The following is a 20231-nucleotide window of genomic DNA, read 5'->3' as shown; positions in this document are numbered from 1 at the left end:
CGTTCGCTGAAGTGAAGTTACTGACGAGGACGAACGGGTTCAACGAGAAGCGGGTCACTTCACTCATAAGGGTGATCCGGTTCCGCTTTCGCCTCTGCGCGGGGGCCTCGGTGTGCCCGGCCCGGGCGCCCGGACGGTGCCGCGCGCGCCGGTGCGCGGCGGTCCCGCCCGGCCACCGCCCGGTTGACCGTCGGCGGCGTCCGCCCGGCCCGCCCCGGCCGGCGGACGGGCGCCGCGCCTGCCCCACCCCCCTCGGACGGCCTTCCGCACGCCGTCCCCCCGTCCTTCGCGCGTCGTCGACGGCGGCCGGCCGTCCCCGGCCGGCCGGTGGAGGGGGCCGCGGACGGGCCGGGTACCGGCCCCGGGCCGGGCGGCCGTGCGCCCGGACGGCCCCGTGCGCACGGTAGTCTCGACAGGTGCCGAATCTGTCCGAGGTCATCAGCGCGTTGGAAGAGCTCTACCCGCCGCAGTGGGCCGAGTCCTGGGACGCCGTCGGCCTGGTCTGCGGCGACCCCGAGGCCCGGGTCGGCCGCGTCCTGTTCGCCGTCGACCCCGTCCAGGACGTCGTCGACGAGGCCGTCGAGTGGGGGGCCGACCTCGTGGTCACCCACCACCCCCTCTACCTGCGGGGCACCACCAGCGTCGCCGCGACCGGCTTCAAGGGCCGCGTGGTGCACCGCCTGATCTCCGCCGGGATCGCCCTGCACGTCGCGCACACCAACGCCGACCACGCCGCTCCGGGAGTCTCCGACGCCCTGGCCGAGGCCGTCGGCCTGCGTGTCACCGGCCCGCTCGTCCCGGACCCGACCGACCCGGCCGGCCGGCGCGGCAGCGGCCGGATCGGCCTGCTGGAGCCGCCGCTCACGCTCTCCGCCTTCGCCGCCCGGGTCGCCCGGGGCCTGCCCGCGACCGCCACCGGCGTCCGGGTGGCCGGCGACCCGGACCGACTGATCGGCCGGGTCGCGGTCTGCGGCGGGGCCGGCGACAGCTTCCTCGCCGACGCCCGGGCCGCCGGCGTCGACGCGTACGTCACCGCCGACCTGCGCCACCACCCGGCGTCCGAGGCCGCCCAGTCCGCGCCCCTCGCGTTGGTCGACGCCGCGCACTGGGCCACCGAGTGGCCCTGGCTGAACCTCGCCGCGCGGTCGCTGGCCGCCGCCTCGGACAAGCACGACTGGCAGCTGGAGACCAAGGTCTCCCACCGGGTCACCGACCCGTGGACCGCGCACGCCCCCATGCCCTACACCGCCTGACCCGATTCACAGGAGCCCTCCGCTTGAACGCCGCGCCCGCCGACCAGATCCGCCTGCTCGACCTGCAGGCCATCGACTCCCGCCTCGACCAGCTGGCCCACCGGCGCCGCAGCCTGCCCGAGCACGCCGAGATCGACAAGGCCACCGCCGACCACGGCGCGCTGAAGTCGCTGGTCGTGGCCGCCGAGGCCCAGCTCGGCGACACCACCCGCGAGCTGACCAAGGCCGAGCAGGACGTCGAGCAGGTCCGCAGCCGCTCGGCCCGCAACCAGCAGCGCCTGGACTCCGGCGCGATCACCTCGCCGAAGGACCTGGAGAACCTCCAGCACGAGGTCGGCTCGCTGGCCAAGCGCCAGTCCGACCTGGAGGACGTGGTCCTGGAGATCATGGAGCGGATGGAGTCCGCCCAGACCCGGGTCACCGAGCTGGGTGCCCGCCTGGAGCACTCCACCGTCACCCTGACCGAGGCCGAGGCCCGGCGCGACGCCGCCTTCGCGGAGATCGACGCCGACGCCGAGAAGGTGCGGCGCGACCGCGAGGCCGTCGCCGTGGTGATCCCGGCCGACCTGCTCAAGCTCTACACCCGGCTGCGCGAGCAGCAGGGCGGCGTCGGCGCGGCCCGCCTGTACCAGCGCCGCTGCGAGGGCTGCCGGGTCGAGTTCGCGGTCTCCGACCTGAACGCCATCAAGGCCGAGCCGAAGGACGCCGTCGTCCGCTGCGACAACTGCGGCCGGATCCTGGTCCGTACCGCCGAGTCGGGCGTCTGAGCCCATGGCGGGTCGCAGGTTCATCGTCGAGGCCGACGGCGGCTCCCGGGGCAACCCGGGGCCGGCCGGCTACGGCGCGGTGGTGCGGGACGGTGACACCGGCCTGATCATCGCCGAGGCAGCCGAGTTCATCGGGCACGCGACCAACAACGTGGCCGAGTACAAGGGCCTGATCGCCGGACTGCGGGCCGCCCGCGAGATCGACCCGGGCGCCGAGGTCGACGTCCGGATGGACTCCAAGCTGGTCGTCGAGCAGATGTCGGGGCGCTGGAAGATCAAGCACCCCGACATGCAGCCGCTGGCCGCCGAGGCGAAGACCGTGCTGCCGCGCGGGCAGGTCAGGTACACCTGGATCCCGCGCGAGCGGAACAAGGACGCCGACCGGCTGGCCAACGAGGCGATGGACGCGGGCAAGGCCGGCAAGCAGTGGGAGCCCAAGGCGCCCAAGGCCGCCGTCCCCGCGGCGGAGCCCGCGGCCCCGCTGGAGACCGCCGCCCCGAAGGCCGGCTGGGCCGCCCCCGCCGACCTCGGCACCCCCACCACCTTCGTCCTGCTGCGGCACGGCGAGACCCCGCTCACCCCGGAGAAGCGCTTCTCCGGCAGCGGCGGCGGCGACCCGGAGCTGTCCGAGAAGGGCCGCTGGCAGGCCGAGCGGGCCGCCGAGGCGATGGCCGCGCGCGGCACGATCCAGGCCGTGGTCAGCTCCCCGATGCGGCGCACCCGGCAGACGGCCGAGACCGTGGCCGCCCGGCTGGGCCTGGACGTCCGGATCGAGGAGGGCCTGCGCGAGCTGGACTTCGGCGACTGGGAGGGCCTCACCTTCGCCGAGGTGCAGGAGCGCCACCCGGCGGACCTGGACGCCTGGCTGGCCTCCGCGAAGGCCAAGCCGACCGGCGGCAGCGAGAGCTTCACCACGCTGGCCCACCGGGTCGGCGTCGCCCGGGACAAGATCCTGGCCCGGTACGCGGGCCGGACCGTCCTGGTGGTCTCGCACGTCAGCCCGATCAAGACGCTGGTCCGGCTGGCCCTGGGCGCACCGCCGGACGCGTTGTACCGGATGGAGCTCTCGGCGGCGGCGCTGTCCGCGGTCCAGTACTACACCGACGGCAACGCCTCGGTGCGGCTGCTGAACGACACCGGCCACCTGCGCTGACGGTCCGTCGCCGGGCCGGCCGGGGGCACGGCCCGCGGCGCGCGAGGAGGGGCGGCACGGTACTCGCGTACCGGCCGCCCCTCCTCGCGCACCGCGCCCGGGTCAGTGGATCTCGGTGACCACGACGTCCAGCTGCCAGGCCTTGCGGGCGGTGCCGCGCGCCGCCACCTCGACCCGGTAGCCGAGCGCCAGCAGCGCGTCCACCAGCTCGTCGGGCGTCTTGGGCTCGGCGCCCGCCACCAGCAGGTCGCGCACCAGCCGCCCCTTGGTGGCCTTGTTGAAGTGGCTCACCACCGAGCGCTTCAGCACCCCGTCGACCTCGCGCTCCTGGAGCACCCGCACGGTCGCGGTCCGCCCGAGCAGCTCGCCGGCCGGCTTCCAGGCCGCCGTGTAGGCGGAGCTGCGCAGGTCCAGCACCAGTCCGTCGGCGACCTCCGGCAGTACGCTCGCCGTCGCACTCCGCCAGTACGTCCCGAGCGCCCCCAGCGGCGGGAGTTTCACGCCCATCGAGCAGCGGTAGGACGGGATCCGGTCACTGATCCGGACCGCGCCCCAGAGCCCCGAGAACACCAGCAGCGCGCGCTCCGCCCGCCCGTACGCGGCCTCGTCCAGCGTCGCCAGACCCAGCGCGTCGAACAGCACGCCGGTGTACACCTCGCCGGCCGGGCGGGCGCCCGCCGTCAGCAGTCCGGCGTTGCGGGCCACCTCGCCGCGCAGGCCCGGGCTCAGGCCCAGCACCTCGGCGGCCCGGTCGGTGTCCCCCGAGCACAGCTCCACCAGTGCGGTCAGCACCTTCTCCCGTGCGTCGGTCAGCCCCGGCAGCGACAGCCCGCCGAGCGCCAGCGGCACCCCGGGCCCGGACGCGGCCTTGCCCTCCGAGGGCGGCAACAGGACCAGCACGGCGGCACTCCTCAACAATTTGTGGCAGGTGACCCCGACACCCTACGCAACCAGGGCCCGGCGTGCGGAACCGCGTCCGGTTCCCGGGGACGCAGTCACGCCCCCTCCGCCGTCCCGTCCGCCGTCCCGTCCGCCGCCCAGAGCCCGGCCCGCGCCCCCGCGAGGCTTCAGTCGCCGGCGGCCGCGACCAGGCCCGCGCCCGCGCCGAGCGCCAGGCAGAGCGGCGAGTAGTAGCGGCGGTCCAGCCGCAGGAAACGCTCCGTCCGTTCGATCCGCCCGCTGCCGAAGAGCAGCAGCCCGCCCGCGCCCCGCGCCAGCAGCACGGCCGCGACCGTCCCCGAGCCCGCCCCGCGCACCCACCGCGGCCCGGCCGCCGGCAGCGCGCCGGCCCGGGCGCCCACCAGGTAGGCCGCCGCGCCCAGCGCCCCCGCCACCGCCAGGCAGGCCGCCGGCGAGGGCAGGCCCTCCACACCGACGCCGACCACCGCGTCCGCGAAGTCCTCCCGCGTCCGCAGCGGCCAAGGCGTCGCCGCCCAGGCCGCGTGCAGCGCCCCGGTCGCCGCCAGCGCCCCGGCCACCGCCGCACCCGTGTTCCGTACCGCGTCCATCGTCCGCCCCTTTCGACACCGCCACCTTACGACCCGTCAGATCGGCCGCCCCGGGCCGCCCCCGTCCCCGCGGCGGCGCAGCCACGGTCAGTCGGTTCTACCGGCGCCGCGGCCGGCCGGACGCGGCGCCGCCGGGTCCGACCGCCCAGGTCCACCGCGAACCGCCCGGAACGCCCTATTCTGCGCGCATGCCCCGTCGAAAACTGAGCGTCGTAGCCGCGGACTCCGCCCGGATCAACGCGGAGCTGGCCGAGCTGCGCACCCGCCTGGAGATCCGCGCCGAATGGCCCGGCGAGGTGCTGGCCGAGGCCGAGGAGGCGGCCGGCTCCCCCCGGGTGCCCGGCGAGGACGCCACCGACCTGCCGCTGTTCACCGTCGACCCTCCGGGCTCCCGCGACCTCGACCAGGCCATGCACCTGGCCCACCGCCCCGGCGGCTACCGGGTGCACTACGCGATCGCCGACGTGGCCGCCTTCGTCCGCCCCGGCGGGGCCGTCGACGCCGAGGCCCGGCGCCGCGTCCAGACCCTGTACTTCCCCGACCGCCGCGTCCCGCTGCACCCCGCCCGGCTCTCCGAGGACGCCGCCAGCCTGCTCCCCGGCGAGGTCCGGCCGGCCCTGCTCTGGCAGATCGACCTGGACGCCGACGGCGCCGTGGTGCTGGCGGACCTGCGCCGTGCCCAGGTCCGCTCCCGCCGCCGCCTCGACTACGCGGGCGTCCAGCAGGCCCTCGACGCGGGCGCCGCCGACGAGCAGCTGACCCTGCTCGCGACCGTCGGCCGGCTGCGCGAGCAGCAGGAACAGGCCCGCGGCGGGATCAGCCTGCCCGTCCCCGAGCAGGAGGTGGAGGAGAGCCCGCACGGCTACCGGCTCGCCTACCGGGCCCAGTTGCCGGTGGAGGGCTGGAACGCCCAGATCTCCCTGCTCACCGGCATGGCCGCGGCGGACCTGATGCTCGACGCGGGCATCGGCCTGCTCCGCACCCTGCCCGCCGCGCCCGAGTCCGCCTACGCCCGGCTGCGCCGGACCGCCGAGGCCCTGCGAGTGCACTGGCCCGACACCGTGCCGTACCCCGAACTGATCCGCTCGCTGGACCCGCGGGTGCCGCTGAACGCCGCCTTCCTCAACGAGTGCACCGGCCTGCTGCGCGGCGCCGGCTACCAGGCCTTCGACGCGTCCCAGGGCCTCCCGGCCCCCGCCGACCCCGGCCACGCCGCGCTCGCCGCGCCGTACGCGCACTGCACCGCCCCGCTGCGCCGGCTGGCCGACCGCTTCGCGCTGGAGACCTGCGTGGCCGTCGCCGGGGGAGCGGACGTGCCGTCCTGGGTGCGCGAGGCGCTGCCCGCGCTGCCCGCCCTGATGGCCGGCGGGGACCGCCGGGCCGCCGAGGTGGAGCGGGCCTGCGTGGACCTGGTGGAGGCCGAACTGCTGCACGGCCGCGAGGGCGAGGACTTCGACGCGGTGGTCATCGACGTGGACGGGCGCAAGCCGGCCCACGGCACCGTCCAGCTGCGCGAGCCGGCCGTCCGGGCGAAGTGCGACGGGGACGGCCGGGAGCCGCTGCCGCTGGGCGGGCTGATCCGGGTCCGGCTGACCCTCGCGGACCCCGCCACCCGTACGGTCCGCTTCGCCCCCGCGTAGCGCCGCGGCGGGTGCGATGATCGGCGGGTGGTCGAACTCACCGCCCCACCGGGCCGCCGCCGCAGGCAGTTGATCCTCGGGATCTGCTGCCTCAGCCTGTTCATCGTCGGTCTGGACAACACGGTGGTGAACATCGCGCTCCCGGTGATCCAGAAGGACCTGGACGCCCCCGCCTCCGGGCTGCAATGGATCATCGACGCGTACACCCTCGTCCTCGCCGCCCTGCTGATGCTGTTCGGCTCGGTCGCCGACCGGTTCGGCCGCCGGCGGGTCTTCCAGACCGGCCTGGTGCTCTTCGTGCTCGGCTCGCTGTTCTGCAGCCTCGCACCGAGCCTGGAGTGGCTGATCGCGGCCCGGGCGCTGCAGGCCGTCGGCGGGGCGATGCTCAACCCGGTGGCGATGTCGATCATCACCAACACCTTCACCGATCCGCGCGAACGGGCCCGGGCCATCGGCATCTGGGGCGGTGTGGTCGGCATCAGCATGGCGCTCGGCCCGCTGCTCGGCGGCTTCCTGGTGGACAGCGCCGGCTGGCCCTCGATCTTCCTGATCAACGTCCCGATCGGGTTGGTCGCCTGCCTGCTGACCGCCCTGTACGTGCCCGAGTCGCGCGCGCCGAAGCCGCGCCGGCTCGACCCGGTCGGACAGCTGCTGATGATCGTCCTGCTCGGCTCCGGCACCGCCGCCATCATCGAGGGCCCCGAGCACGGCTGGACCTCACCGCTGATCCTGACCCTGGCGGCCGTGGCGCTGGCCGCCCTGGTCGCCTTCCCGCTCTGGGAGCGGCAGGTCCCGGAGCCGCTGGTCGACCTGCGGTTCTTCCGCAGCGTCCCGTTCACCGGCGCCACCGTCACCGCCGTCTGCGCCTTCGCCGCGCTCGGCGGGTTCCTCTTCCTCAACACCCTCTACCTCCAGGACGTCCGGCACTACAGCCCGGTCCAGGCCGGGCTCTGGACGCTGCCGATGGCCGGGATGATGCTGGTCTGCGCCCCGCTCTCCGGGCGGATCGTCGGCAACCGCGGGCCGCGCGGGCCGCTGGTCGCCGCCGGGCTCGGCCTCGCCGCCAGCGGCCTGCTGCTGACCCGGCTCACCGCCGACGCGCCGGCCGCGCTGCTGCTCGCCGCGTACGCGCTGTTCGGCTTCGGCTTCGGCATGGTCAACGCGCCGATCACCAACGCCGCCGTCTCCGGCATGCCGCGCGCCCAGGCCGGCGTCGCCGCCGCCGTCGCCTCCACCAGCCGTCAGGTCGGCCAGTCCCTCGGGGTCGCCGTCATCGGCACCGTCGTCACCTCGGCGGTCGTCGGCCCGGTGGCCACCGGCTTCGCCGCCGCCAGCCACGCCGGCTGGTGGATCGTCATCGGTCTCGGCCTCGCCATCCTGCTGCTCGGCCTGGTCACCACCACCGCCTGGGCGAGCCGTACCGCGGCCGAGGTCGCCGCCGGATTCGGCCCCGAACGCCTCCCCGGACGGACCGCCGACCCGGCCGGAGTAGGGGAGGCGCCGCCCGAGCGGCTACGATGACCACTACGGCGGACGAGCCGGCCGGGCGGTCGCGTCGGGTCCCTTCTGGGGCCCGCCGAGGAACGTCCGGGCTCCACAGAGCAGGGTGGTGGGTAACGCCCACCCGGGGTGACCCGCGGGACAGTGCCACAGAAAACAGACCGCCGGAGGCCTCGGCCACCGGTAAGGGTGAAACGGTGGTGTAAGAGACCACCAGCGACCGAGGTGACTCGGCCGGCTAGGTAAACCCCACTCGGAGCAAGGTCAAGATCGGTGCCTCCGGGCGCCGTGCGCGAGTGTTCGAGGGCTGCTCGCCCGAGCTCGCGGGTAGACCGCACGAGGCTGTCGGCAACGGCAGCCCTAGATGGATGACCGCCTCCCCGGGCCGCGCAAGCACCCCGGGAGACAAAACCCGGCGTACAGGCCGACTCGTCCGTCGCTCAGCGGAAAAGGCCCCCTGGCCTGCATTCATGCAGGCCAGGGGGCCTTTCCGCGTCCACCCCGGCTGGAGGGACGCTCACTCTCCGGGCCTTGGTGGTCGCCTGCCCGATCAGCGGGCGAGCAGGGCCGCCTCCGCGACGTCCGGGTCCGGGTGGGCCTGCCAGCGGGCCAGTTCCCCCCGCCAGTGCGGTGGCCAGGACTCCCGTCCGCCGATGGTGCGGACGATCCCCACGGCGAGCGCGGCGGCGGCGGTCGTGCCGCGGGCCCGGAGGTGGTGGAGCACCGCCAGGGCGGCCTCGGGCGGCGGGCGGTCGTCCCAGGCGAGGCCGGAGTCCTCGGCGACCTGGGCCAGGCGGAGCGGACGGCCCTCCGCCAGGTCGAGGCAGCGGTCCCAGTGGTGCGGCGCCGGATCGCCGGCCGCCAGGGCGCGGGCCGCGACGATCTGCGCGGCGCGGGCCGCGCGACCTGCCAGTCCGGCCCGGATGAGCGGCTCGACCATGCCGTCCAGCAGTTCCGGTGCCAGGGAGCCGAACGAGCCGCCGGCCAGTCCGGCCAGCCGCAGCCGGGCCTCCTCCTGCCGGCCGTCGCTCCCGGTGGCCAGTTCGACCAGCCGGGCCACCACCTCCGGCCATCGGGCGCGCACGACCGGCTCCTCCGGGCGGACGGAGAAGACCGCGAGTGCCTTCCGCCAGACCCGTTCCGCCTGGCCGAAGGTCAGCAGCTGGGCCGCCACCGCCCCGGCCGCCGCCTCGCCGGTGCGGCCTCGCCGGATCACCGCGTCGAAGGCGTCCTCCACGACATCCGGGTCCGGATGAGCCGCCGCCGCCGCGAGGAAGTCGTCCCACGCCGCCTGCGCCGATCCGGGCAGCGGTCTCGTGCGGGCCGTCAGCACCTTCTCGCGGACGGCGGGTTCACCGAGCCATGCGCCGAGCCGGTCGCCCACACCCGGCCGGTCGAGCAGGCGCACCATCAGCTCGGCCAGCGCCGCCCGCACGTCGCGGTGCAGACCGGGGCTGTCCCAGGCGGCGACGGCCGTCCGGGCGGCCGTCGCCGGCGCCAGGTCGCCGAGGGCCCGGGCGAGTTCCTTGCCTACGCCGACCGGGAGTTCCGGTGAGAGCAGCGTCCCGCGCAGCAGCGCCGCGGCCTCGCCGTCCGGCGTGCGGGCAAGCACCCGGCGCAGCCCGCGGGCGGCGGCGTGCCCGCGTACCCCGCCGCCGAGCCGGGCGAGAAGCACGGGCAGGGTCCGCGCGGGGTCGCCGACCTCCGCCAGCCGCAGCAGGGCCGCGGCGGCCACCGGCTGCGGTGCCCGGCCGACGACCTCCAGCAGGTCGGACGGGTCGGTGAGCACGGCGGCGGCGGCCGCGCGCAGTGCGATCGTGCGGTCCTCGTCGTGGGCCAGGGGGGCCACCAGCGCGGTGTGCAGGGCCCGGTCGGCACGGGAGGCGTCCCCGGGAAGGGCCGGTACCCAGGGCACCGCGCTGCGGAGGTGGGCGGTCAGGGCGGGGGCGATCAGGTCGGTCCGTCGGCGGGACAGTACGCTCCACACCTCGTCCGTCCGGGCGAGGGCCGGGTGGGCCAGGACCACCTCCTCGCAGCGCCGCTCACGGGTCCGCCGCTCCCGCAGCAGCAGGCGGACCGCACGGGTACGAATCGCCGGGTCGTCCCCGCCGTCGAGGATCTGCCGGGACCAGTGGTCGACCACCTGCAGCCGGGGTAGCACCTCCGCCGCCCCCAGCAGCCGCTCCGGCCTGCGAAGTCGGGGGTCCGACCGCAGGCGTGCCCAGACCGCCCGGGCGAAGGGCAGGTCCCCGACCAGCGGCCCGATCGGCTCGGTGCAGCGCGGATGTTCCCGTACCTGGGCGAGAACGGCCAGCAGTTCGGCGACCCGGCCGAGGTCGCGGGCCCCGGCCGCCTGACCGATCGTCCGGGCGAGCCAGCGCGCGGCGGCGTCGAGGCACCGTGCGGTCGAGTCGCGCGCCTGAAGGACCGTCATGGCCGCGTCGCGCAGGACGTCCTCCGGGACGGCGGCGAGGAACTCCTCCGGCGTCTCGGCCGCTCGGGCCAGCGCCAGCTCCCGGACCTCGGGGTGGTCGTGCCAGGCCCGTTCGCTGCGCCGCAGCACCCGGGCGTGTCGGCGGGATCGCCGTCGAGCGCGGCGCACTGGAGCAGCGCCGACCAGCCGTAGCAGCGCATGTGCCGGTTGTGGTCCCCGGCCAGCCTGGCCAGCCGCTCCTCGGCCTCGGCGAGGGGCAGGAACCTGACGGTGGCGGCCAGGCGGGTCTCCCGGCCCTTGCGGCCGGCGAGGTGGTCGCGCACCACGCGGGCCCGCTCGGGCGGATCGAGGGCGAGCAGCAGCGCACCGTGCGGGCGGTCGTGCGGATGGGCGGCGAGCAGTTCGCGGGCGACGCGGTGCCGTTCGGACGGTTCGAGCAGCTGGAGCACGGGTTCGGGCCTCGGCTGTCCGAACGGGCCCCGGGCCGCCTTCGGCCGGCAGGCCCTGGCGAGGAGGGCCAGCTCCTCGGCGGGCAGGGCGCGCAGGGCCCGGCAGATCCGCTCCGGCAGCTTCCCGGCCGGGACGGGCAGGTCGACCGCGCTCCGCCGGAGGGCGGCGACCACTGCCGCCGGTTCGGCGAGCAGGTGGACGACGGCCTCGGCGGGGAGCAGGGCGGGGCGCTCGTGGAGGACGTCGAGTCCGGCGCCGCGGTCGCGGCGGGTGGCCCCGGTGATCAGCTGGTCGCGCTGCCGGACGGGGAGTCGGGCGTCGGCGGGCTGTCCGGCCTGGCGCAGCAGGTACGCCGTCAGCGGGCGGGGGGCGGTCCGGGCGAGCGAGCGCAGGACTCCCTCGGGGACGGGCAGGCGGGCAAGCCAGGCGTCGACCAGGAGGGGGGTGCAGGCGGGCAGGAGCCGGGCTGCCTCCTGGCCGCCGTGGAGCCGGTCCACCTCGGGGAGCAGGCGGTCGGCGAGGGCGTGGCGCCTGCTCCGGCGGAGCAGGCGGTAGAGGGCGTGGCGGTGGGCGCGCGGCGCTGTGCGGGCGACGTCGGCCAGGGCCTCGTCCGGCACGGGCAGCCGGCCGACGGCGGCCAGGGCGCGGGGACGGAGCAGCGGATCGTGGAGAGCCGTGCAGACTCCGGCCAGGTCATGCCGGACCACGGCGAGGAAGAGTGCGGTGTGCCGGTCCTGGGAGTCGCCGGCGTCGAGGGCCGCGTGCAGTGCCTGGTAGGCCTCGGGGGCAAGGCCCCTGGCATGGCGCGCGAGAGCGGCCTGGCGGGCGGGCCGGGGGAGCCGGTCGAACGGGGCGAGGTGCTGGGGAAGGTCGTAGGTCATCGCGATCACCGGGAGGTCGCGAGGTCGGCCTTTCGAGTCGTCATGGGTGTGATCGTGGTGGCCGGCCCGGCGGGGTGCAACCGGTTTTCCTGTCCCGGGAGTTGCCCCGGCGACGTGTGCCGGGCCGATCGGTGGGCAGCCGCAACGGCGTGGCGGGAGTCCGGCACGGGCCCGTCCGCGCTTGCGGAAGGGCGGTCGTGCGGCGTTCCGGAATGGGCGGTTCTGCCGGGGGGAGCGAACTCACCGAGGGTAATCATCGGGCCGAAGTACGCGGTCGAATCGGGCATTTCGGGATTTTGCCGGGGTTGGATTCCCGGGGTTCCTGCCGGGTGAATCTCTTTACTCTCCCGATCTTGCTGATCGGGGCGTGATCTGGATGTAATGGAACTCGCTTCAGCAGGTGCATGCCACAGGAAAGCTGTTCCACGTGACTCATCACACACCGCCGGACGTCATGCAGCCACCAGCCGCACGCCGGACCCGAACCTTCGGCACGGCGCGCCCCCGTACCCGGCGGGGCGAGGCCGAGGCCGCCCTGCTGTCCGTCGAGCACGCCCTGCTGGACACGCCCGGTGGCCGGTACCTGACCGACGAGGGCGTCCGCCGGCACGAGCGGCGCAACACGCTCCACACCCTGTACGGGCTGATGGAGCTCGCCCGACACGCGGAGAGACGGCCCGAGCTGATCGCCGCCACTCCCGGCGTTCCGCTCGCCGAGGTCTCCGAAGTCATGAGCCGGGTCGAAGACCCGCTGCTCCGGGCCCAGTTGGTGGGGAAGCTGCTCGCCGCCGGGGAGCGCGGAGTGCGGCTGCGGCTCAGCCCGGACTCCTCGCTGCCCAGCTGTCTCACCCGGGCCGGAGAGGTCGTCACCGCACTCGGCAACCTGATCGACAACGCCACGGACGCGGTGCTGGAGTCCGGTCGGGCCGACCCCTGGGTCGAGGTCGGGCTGCGGCTGGCCGCGGGCGCGGTCGAACTGCGGGTGAGCGACAACGGGCCGGGCGTCGCCCCGCACCTGCGACAGTCGATCTTCAGCCTGGGCTTCTCCACCAAGCAGCGCGCGCACGCCCCGACCCGCGGGCTCGGCCTGGTGCTCGTCCAGGCCATCGCCGAGGAGCGCGGCGGTTCGGTCACCGCCGCCGACCGGGAGGGCGGCGGCGCCGTCTTCACCGTGCGGGTGCCGGCCGCCCCGCCCGGATCCGCGCGAACGCCCCTGGCCCCCAGGGGCGGAGAGCGGGGCGCGGCGTGATCGACGTCCTGGTCGTCGACGACGACTTCTACGTGGCGAGGATCAACGCCCACTACGTCTCCGAGGTACCGGGCTTCCGGGTGGCGGGCATCGCGCACAGCGCCGCCCCGGCCCTCGCCGCCGTCGAGCGCGGCGGCATCGACCTGATCCTGCTCGACCAGCACCTGCCGAACGAGAGCGGACTCTCCCTCACCCGCCGGCTGCGGCAGCTCGGTCACGACATCGACGTCATCATGGTGACCGCCGACCGCCGGCCGGCCTCCGTCCGCGAGGCCATGCGCGCCGGCGTCCTGCACTACCTGGTCAAGCCGTTCACCAGTCAGGGGCTGCGCAGCAAGCTGGAGTCCTACGCGCAGGTGCGCGGCACCATCGACGACGGCGGGGAGATGGACCAGGCCCGGATCGACCGGATGCTGGGCAGCCTGCGCGCGCCCGAGGCCGAGCACTGCATGCCCAAGGGCTACTCGGAGCGCACCGCCGAGCTGATCTCCTGCATCGTCGTCGGGGCGAAGTGCCAGGTGTCCGCCCAGGAGGTCTCCGAACAGGCCCGGATCAGCCGCTCCACGGCCCAGCGCTACCTCAAGTACCTCGCGGAGACCGGCACCCTGGAGATGACGCTGCGCTACGGCGACAGCGGGCGGCCCGAGCACATGTACTCCGGCAGCTGAGGGCCGGGCCCGCCGGTGCCCGGCCGCGCAGCGCCGCGTCCGCTGCCCGCCGGCCGGCCGTTGGACAAATGAGCAGAACCCACTTTCCGCAGTCAAGTCGGTTTGCGCTCACAACGATTGCCGGGCCGCGGTGATGACCTAGCCTCCCAGGAAGAATCCAGAGCCAGGACCGAGGGCACAGGAATTTCCCAGGAAATTCGGCGCCAGGATGATGCGACAGGAAACCGATCCGTGCTGACCCGTATTCTTCCCCCGCCCGGACCCGCCAGGATGCTCACGTTCATCACCATGGTGATGGCGCTCGGGCAGGGGCTCTGGATGGCCATCAACGCGATCTACGCGGTGACGATGGTCCACCTCACGCCCGGCGAACTCGGCGTCAGCCTGGGTATCACGGCCGGCCTGGTCCTGCTGTCCAGCATCCCGCTGGGCCACCTCGCCGACCGGGCCGGCCCGCGGACCGTCCAGATGTGGTCCTTCCTGGCGCTCGCCCCGCTGACGGCCGCGCTGCTGCTGGTGAACGGATTCTGGTCGTACCTGCTCGTCACGTCCGTCCAGGGGCTCGCCTACCGCTCCGGCAACAACGCCCGGAAGGCGATGATCGCGGCCAACGTGCCGCAGGGCGACCGGGTCCGGGTGATGGCGTACATCCGGGCGGCCCTCAACGTGACCATCGCGATCGGCGCCTGCCTGTCCGGCCTGGTCCTCGCCTGGGGCGCCCGGGTCGGCTACCAGGGGGCCGTCGTGCTCACCGCCGTCTGCTTCCTCGTCACGGGGCTGCTCACCGCCAAGGAGGCCCCGGTGCCCCCGGTGCCGGCCTCGGCGGGCGCGGCCTTCGCGGTGCTGCGCGACGCGCCGTTCCTGATGTTCACCGCCCTGGACGGACTGCTCGTCACCCACGCCCTGCTGCTCGACCTGGTGCTGCCGCTCTGGGTGATCCACCACACCGGCGCCCCGCGCTGGATGAGCGCGGTGATCCTGCTGATCAACACCGCCTTCGTGGTGGCCTTCCAGACCAGGGTCGCCCGCGGCACCGACAACCCGAGGTCGGCGTCCTGGGCGAGCCTGCAGGGCGCGGCCTGCGTGGCGGTCGCCTGCGTCGTGTTCGCGATGACCAGCGGCGCCGGGCTGCCGCTCGCCTGCGCGCTGCTGGTGCTGGGTGCGCTGCTGCACGCACTCGGCGAGATCCGGCAGGCGGCGGGGAGCTGGACCATCGCCTTCGATCTCGCGCCCGACCACGCCCAGGGCCAGTACCAGGGCACCTACAAGATGGGCGGCGACATCGGCAAGATGTTCGCCCCCGCCGTCTTCGCCTGGCTGGTCATCGACCACGGCGCGGTCGGCTGGATCGTGCTGGGCGTGTCGTACGCCGTGCTGGGCGCCGCGATGCCGGCCGTGGTGGCGCGGGGCACCCGCAGCCGCGCCCGCGCCGCGGCGCAGCCGGTCGCCGCCGGCGCCTGAGCATCGGGCCCGCCCGGCGCCGTCCCGCCCGGCCGCCCGCCGGAGTGCTCCCGCCGCCCGCCTGCGCGCCGAGAACCCCCACCACCCTCACCCACAGCGAAGGTTCACCCATGACCCGCACCATCGCTCCACGGAGCGTGAATCTCCAAGGCGTCTGCCTGGTCGACGAGGCGCACGGCTGGGCCGTCGGCGACGGCGGCATGATCCTGGCGACCGGCGACGGCGGCCGCCGCTGGCACGCGCAGGGCAGCACCGAGAAGGACCTGCGCGCGGTCTGCTTCGCCGACACCGCGCGCGGCTGGATCGCCGGCCGTGACGGCACGCTCCTGCACACCACCGACGGCGGCCGGCACTGGGAGCAGCGGGAGACCGGCACCGACCGCAACCTCTACGGCGTCTCCTTCGCGCCCGGCGGCCGCACCGGCTGGGCGGTCGGCGACAGCGGCACCGTCCTCGTCTCCGTCGACGGCGGCGCCGGGTGGCAGCCGCAGCGCTGCGACGACACCCACTTCACCCGCTGCTTCGCGCTGGACGAGCGGACCGCCTGGATCGTCGGCAAGCGCGGTGCGATCCGGGCCACCACCGACGGCGGCGCGACCTGGGTCGTCCAGGACAGCGGCACGACGGTCGACCTGCGTGGCATCCACGCCGTCTCGCCCGGACTGTGCTGGGCCGTCGGCCGGACCGGCACCGTGCTGCGCTCCGAGGACGGCGGCGCCACCTGGGCCGCCGCGGACGCCGGTACCGGGCTCGACCTGTACGGGCTGTGGGCGGCGCCCGACGGCCGCGAGGTCCGGACCTCCGGCGACGACGGTGTCGTCCTCGCCTCCCACGACGGCGGCCGGAGCTGGTCCCCGCAGCCCGGCGGCACCGCCAAGGACGTGGTGGCGCTCGCCTTCACCCCCGACGCCCGGCAGGGCTGGGCGGTCGGCGACTCCGGTCTGATCCTGGCCACCGAGGACGGCGGCGACAGCTGGACGGCGCAGCTCAGCGGCATCCACAAGGACCTGGTCGGGGTGCACGGCGCGGGCACCGCCCGCTGGGCGGTCGGCCAGGACGGCCTGCTCGCGATCACCACCGACGACGGCGCCACCTGGCAGGTGGGCGAGACCGGTACGGGTGAACTGCTGTGGGACGTGGCCTTCCTGGCCGACGGCCGGTACGGCTGGCTGGTCGGCGACGGCGGCCTGGTGCTGGCCACCGAGGACGGCGGCGCGACCTGGAGAAGGCAGCCTACCCCGGTCGAAGTCCCCCTGCTGAGCGTCCACTTCGAGGGTCGGCGCGGCTGGGCGGCCGGCGCCGCCGGGACGCTCCTGCGTACCGAGGACGGCGGCGCCACCTGGCACCTGACCGACACCCGCACCGAACTTCCGCTGCTCAGCGTCCACTTCGCCCCGGACGGCAAGCAGGGCTGGGCGGTCGGCCCGGAGGGCACCATCCTGACCAGCGACGACGGCGGGGCCGGCTGGCAGCGCCAGGACGCCGCCGTCCGGACCACCCTGACGCACGTCCACGCCGGCCCCGACGGCACCGCCTGCATCGTCGGCCGGGCGGGCACCGTGCTGACCACCGAGGACGCCGGCCGGACCTGGACGCGGCGCGCCTCCGGGACCGAAGTCAGCCTCTGGGGCGCCGCGTTCACCGCCTCCGGCGAGCTGGGCTGGGCGGTCGGCGACGCCGGCACGGTACTCGCCACCACCGACGCAGGCCGGACCTGGACCGCCCGGCGCAGCGGCGTCGCCGACAACCTCAAGGCCGTCTGGGCGCGCCCAGACGGCGCCCGGGTCTGCGCGGTCGGCGACGGCAGCTCCGTCGTCGCCAGTCACGACCAGGGCCGCACCTGGGCCTCGCCCGTGGCGAGCACCGGCCGCAACCTCTACGGCGTGCACCTCTTCCCCGGCGGGCAGGACGGCTGGGCGGTCGGCGACGGCGGCACCGTCCTGACCACCCGGGACGGCGGGCGCTGGACCCGGCAGCAGGCCGGCACCGCCGCGAACCTCTACTCCGTCTCGCCGTCCGACCGCTCCACCGCCTGGGCGGTGGGCCGGGCCGGCACCGTCCTCGTCACCCGGGACGCCGGGGCGCACTGGCAGCAGCAGACCAGCGGCAGCACCAAGGACCTGCTGGAGGTCCACGTCCGCCCCGACGGCCGCACCGCCTGGGCGGTCGGCGACGGCGGCACCATCCTCGGCACCCGGGACGGCGGCGTCACCTGGGAGCACCAGCCGAGCCCGTACGCCGGCTGCGGCCTGTGGGCGGTGGACTTCGCCGACGACCGGACCGGCTGGGCGGTCGGCACCGGCGGCACCGTCTTCGCCACCCGGGACGGCGGCGCCACCTGGGAGACCCAGGACAGCGGCGGCGAGGACGACCTGATCGACGTCCACGCGGTGGACGCCCTGACCGCCTGGGCCGTTGGGCACCGCGGCACCGTCCTGCACACCCGGGACGGCGGCCGCGGCTGGGAGCGCCGGGACTGCCCGACCCGGCAGAACTTCACCGCCGTGCACTTCTCGGCGGACGGCCGGACCGGCGGCGTGGTCGGCCGCAGCGACACCGTGATGACCACCGAGGACGGCGGCGTGACCTGGCGGGTCGTCACCACGGGCACCGGGATGTCCCTGTGGAACGTCCGGGTGCTCTCCCCGCGGGAGTCGTGGATCGTCGGCGACGAGGGCACCGTACTGTCGACCTCGGACGGCGGTACCAGCTGGGACCAGCACTTCTACAGTCCGGAGAAGGACACGGCCCCGCGCCGTCCCGGCCCGGACCGCAACCTGGAGGAGAAGGAAGACATGGCGCACCCGTTCGAGGACGTTCCCCCCACCACCCTCGCCGACCTGCTGGGCCGCGAGCAGGTCATGGACACCGGCATCCGGCCGCTCTGGGCGTCGCCGCGCGTCGCCGGACCGGCGTACACCGTGCAGTGCCCGCCCGGCGACAACCTGATGCTGCACGCCGCCATCTACCGCGCCGAGCCCGGCTCGGTCGTCGTGGTCGAGTCCGGGGACGTGGACTACGCGCTGGCCGGCGGCAACGTGTGCGCCGTCGCCCAGCGCCGGGGCATCGCCGCGTTCGTGGTCGACGGGGTCATCCGCGACCTCGGCGAGGTCCGCGAGGCGGGCTTCCCGGTGTTCTCCCGCGGCGTCATCCCGATCCCGGGCACCAAGAAGGAGCTCGGCGCGCTCGGCGTCCCGGTGCGGGTCGGCGGCGTACTGGTGCACCCCGGCGACATCGTGGTGGCGGACGAGGAGGGGATCGTGGTCACCCCGGCCGCCCGCCAGGAGGAGATCCTGGGCGCCGCCCGGGCCAAGCTCGCCAAGGAGGCCGAGGAGTCCCTGGACGACTGGGAGGCGCAGCACCGGGCCCGGATCGAGAAGGCGCTGGCCGAGCAGGGCTTCACCGGCTGACCGGACCCACCTGACCGCCCGGCCCGCCCGGCCCGCCCGGCCGGTCGCCGGCGGCGCCACCGCAGCGGCGCACCACGGGACCCGACTCCCGCGGTGCGCCGCTGTTGTGCGTGCCCCCGAAGTCAACTTGCGCGTGCCGTGCGACAAATGAGCAGAACACAGTTTTCTGGGTTAAGAGTGTCTAGAGGGTTAGCGCGCGCAACGGAGCCGCCGGGAAGCACCGTGACTAGCGTCGTCCGGGTCCAGTCACCGATGGGTTCGGATCGAGATGACCACAGCACTGAGTTTGCGCCTGGGCGCCGGCCTGCTCCACCACGCGCGCGTCCGGCCCGACAGCGTCGCGCTGACCGTCGGCCGCCGCGAGCACACCTACGGCGAGGCCGTCGGCACCGCCCGCCGGTGGGCCGCCCTGCTGGTCGAGGCCGCCGGCGGCCGCCCCCGCCGGGTCGGTGTGTTCGCCCACCGCAGCGAGGCCTCCTACCTCGGGGTGGCCGCCGCGCTGCTGGCCGGCGCCGCCTTCGTGCCGCTGAACCGGAAGTTCCCGGCCGAGCGCACCCGCTCCATGCTGGAGCGGGCCGACGTCGACGCCCTGATCGTCGACGCGGCCTCCCTGCCCGGGCTCGCCGCACTGCTGCGCGGCCTGCCGCGCAAGCCGGTCGTGCTGCTGCCCGACGTCGTCCGCAGCCAGGCCGGCGATCTCGGCGACGTACGGCTGCTGGACGCGATGGACCTGGCCGCCGCCGCGCCCCTGGAGGAGCTGCCCGAGGTGTCGCCGGACGACCTCGCGTACCTGCTGTTCACCTCGGGCAGCACCGGCGTCCCGAAGGGCGTCCCGGTCACCCACGGCAACGTCCGGGCCTTCCTGGACGCCAACCAGGCGCGCTACCGGCTGACCCCCGACGACCGGCTCACCCAGACCTTCGACCAGACCTTCGACCTGTCGGTCTTCGACCTCTTCATGGCCTGGGAGAACGGCGCCCGGCTCTGCTCGACCGACCCGATCGAACTCCTGGCGCCCTTCAAGTACCTGGAGCGCAACGGGATCACCGTCTGGTTCTCGGTGCCCTCGGTCGGCGCGATGCTGCGCAGACGCGGCGTGCTGACCCCCGGCAGCATGCCGACCCTGCGCTGGAGCCTGTTCTGCGGCGAGGCGCTGCCCCGCGCCACCGCCGAGGCCTGGCAGGCCGCGGCCCCGCGGTCCGTGGTGGAGAACCTGTACGGACCCACCGAGTTGACCATCGCCTGCACGGTGCACCGCTGGGACCCGGCCACCAGCCCGGCCGCCTGCGCCCACGACAACGTGCCGATCGGCCGCCCCTACCCGGGCCTGCTGCCGCTGGTGGTGGACGAGCGACTGGACCCGGTGCCGGACGGCGCCACCGGCGAACTCTGCATGGCCGGACCGCAGACCACCCCCGGCTACTGGCGGGCGCCCGCGATCACCGCCGAGCGCTGGTTCACCCACCAGGGCCGCAGCTACTACCGCACCGGCGACCTGGTCCGCCTCCAGGACGGCGAGTACGTCTGCCTCGGCCGCAACGACCAGCAGGTCAAGGTCGGCGGCCACCGCGTCGAACTGGGCGAGATCGAGGCGGTGCTGCGCCGCGCCGGCGCCGTCGAGGCGGTCGCCCTGCTCTGGCCCGACCCGGGCACCGTCACCGCCGTGGTCACCGGCGCGGACGACGCGGCCGCGCTGATCGCGGCCTGCGACGCCGCGCTGCCCGCCTACATGGCCCCGCGCGCCGTCCACCTCGTCGAGGAGATGCCGGTCAACGCCAACGGCAAGGTCGACCGCGCGGCGCTGCGCCGCCGGCTCGACGAGACCTCCACCGCCCGCAGTTGACCAGCACCGACGAC

The 20231-nt window shown here is 75.2% G+C and carries 13 protein-coding genes, 1 other RNA gene and 1 pseudogene; 12 read left to right on the top strand and 3 right to left on the bottom strand.

All coding sequences use genetic code 11. The features are described 5' to 3' along the window. Positions 1-416 precede the first annotated feature (416 nt). From J2S46_RS12765 to J2S46_RS12755, 3 genes are read left to right on the top strand one after another with little or no spacing between them, the layout of a single operon-like run. Positions 417-1253, top strand: coding sequence for a Nif3-like dinuclear metal center hexameric protein (locus J2S46_RS12765; RefSeq protein ID WP_191289077.1), 837 nt, complete (start codon positions 417-419; stop codon positions 1251-1253). 23 nt (positions 1254-1276) lie between these two features. Continuing rightward, positions 1277-2020, top strand: coding sequence for a zinc ribbon domain-containing protein (locus J2S46_RS12760; protein ID WP_191289076.1), 744 nt, complete (start codon positions 1277-1279; stop codon positions 2018-2020). A gap of 4 nt (positions 2021-2024) precedes the next feature. Continuing rightward, the gene (locus J2S46_RS12755) at positions 2025-3173 is read left to right on the top strand and encodes a bifunctional RNase H/acid phosphatase (RefSeq protein ID WP_191289075.1); all 1149 of its coding nucleotides are present in this window, start codon (positions 2025-2027) and stop codon (positions 3171-3173) included. A 102-nt stretch (positions 3174-3275) separates the two neighbouring features. Here J2S46_RS12755 and yaaA read toward each other — a convergent pair whose 3' ends face one another. Further along, the gene (gene yaaA, locus J2S46_RS12750; RefSeq protein WP_191289074.1) at positions 3276-4073 is read right to left on the bottom strand and encodes a peroxide stress protein YaaA; all 798 of its coding nucleotides are present in this window, start codon (positions 4071-4073) and stop codon (positions 3276-3278) included. 167 nt (positions 4074-4240) lie between these two features. Next, positions 4241-4681, bottom strand: coding sequence for a DUF3995 domain-containing protein (locus J2S46_RS12745; RefSeq protein ID WP_191289073.1), 441 nt, complete (start codon positions 4679-4681; stop codon positions 4241-4243). A gap of 188 nt (positions 4682-4869) precedes the next feature. Here J2S46_RS12745 and J2S46_RS12740 point away from each other — a divergent pair, with 188 nt between their 5' ends. From J2S46_RS12740 to rnpB, 3 genes are all read left to right on the top strand, one after another. Beyond that, a complete protein-coding gene (locus tag J2S46_RS12740; protein WP_191289072.1) occupies positions 4870-6321 on the top strand; it encodes an RNB domain-containing ribonuclease in 1452 nt (483 codons plus the stop codon). A 27-nt stretch (positions 6322-6348) separates the two neighbouring features. Further along, positions 6349-7842: an MFS transporter gene (locus J2S46_RS12735; protein ID WP_191289071.1), complete on the top strand. Its 1494-nt coding sequence runs from the start codon at positions 6349-6351 to the stop codon at positions 7840-7842. 13 nt (positions 7843-7855) lie between these two features. After that, positions 7856-8257, top strand: an RNA gene (rnpB, locus tag J2S46_RS12730) — RNase P RNA component class A. Between the two features lie 114 nt (positions 8258-8371). Here rnpB and J2S46_RS12725 read toward each other — a convergent pair. Then, positions 8372-10384 (bottom strand): hypothetical protein, encoded by a 2013-nt coding sequence (locus tag J2S46_RS12725; RefSeq protein WP_191289070.1) that lies wholly within the window; start codon positions 10382-10384, stop codon positions 8372-8374. Positions 10385-12013: 1629 nt separating this feature from the next. Here J2S46_RS12725 and J2S46_RS12720 point away from each other — a divergent pair. The 6 genes and pseudogenes from J2S46_RS12720 (at position 12014) to J2S46_RS12695 (ending at position 20217) form a co-directional block, all read left to right on the top strand. Next, positions 12014-12835, top strand: coding sequence for a sensor histidine kinase (locus J2S46_RS12720; protein ID WP_191289069.1), 822 nt, complete (start codon positions 12014-12016; stop codon positions 12833-12835). Continuing rightward, positions 12832-13503, top strand: a complete 672-nt coding sequence (locus J2S46_RS12715) for a response regulator (RefSeq protein WP_191289068.1) — start codon at positions 12832-12834, stop codon at positions 13501-13503. Before J2S46_RS12720 ends, J2S46_RS12715 begins: the two co-directional genes overlap by 4 nt. Before the next feature lie 270 nt (positions 13504-13773). Further along, a complete protein-coding gene (locus tag J2S46_RS12710) occupies positions 13774-14964 on the top strand; it encodes an MFS transporter (protein WP_229912446.1) in 1191 nt (396 codons plus the stop codon). A gap of 110 nt (positions 14965-15074) precedes the next feature. Further along, positions 15075-17675, top strand: a pseudogene (locus J2S46_RS12705) (YCF48-related protein); the annotation flags it as partial. Positions 17676-17759: 84 nt separating this feature from the next. Next, the gene (locus tag J2S46_RS12700; RefSeq protein ID WP_229912573.1) at positions 17760-18374 is read left to right on the top strand and encodes an RraA family protein; all 615 of its coding nucleotides are present in this window, start codon (positions 17760-17762) and stop codon (positions 18372-18374) included. Positions 18375-18642: 268 nt separating this feature from the next. Beyond that, entirely contained in the window at positions 18643-20217 is a 1575-nt protein-coding gene (locus tag J2S46_RS12695; protein ID WP_191289065.1) for an amino acid adenylation domain-containing protein, read from the top strand. Positions 20218-20231 lie beyond the last annotated feature (14 nt).

Origin of the sequence: Kitasatospora herbaricolor (genome assembly GCF_030813695.1) — a bacterium.
GTDB classification, from domain to species: domain Bacteria; phylum Actinomycetota; class Actinomycetes; order Streptomycetales; family Streptomycetaceae; genus Kitasatospora; species Kitasatospora herbaricolor.
The sequence above is the reverse complement of the archived record's forward strand: the minus strand, read 5'-3'. Positions and strand labels throughout refer to the sequence as shown.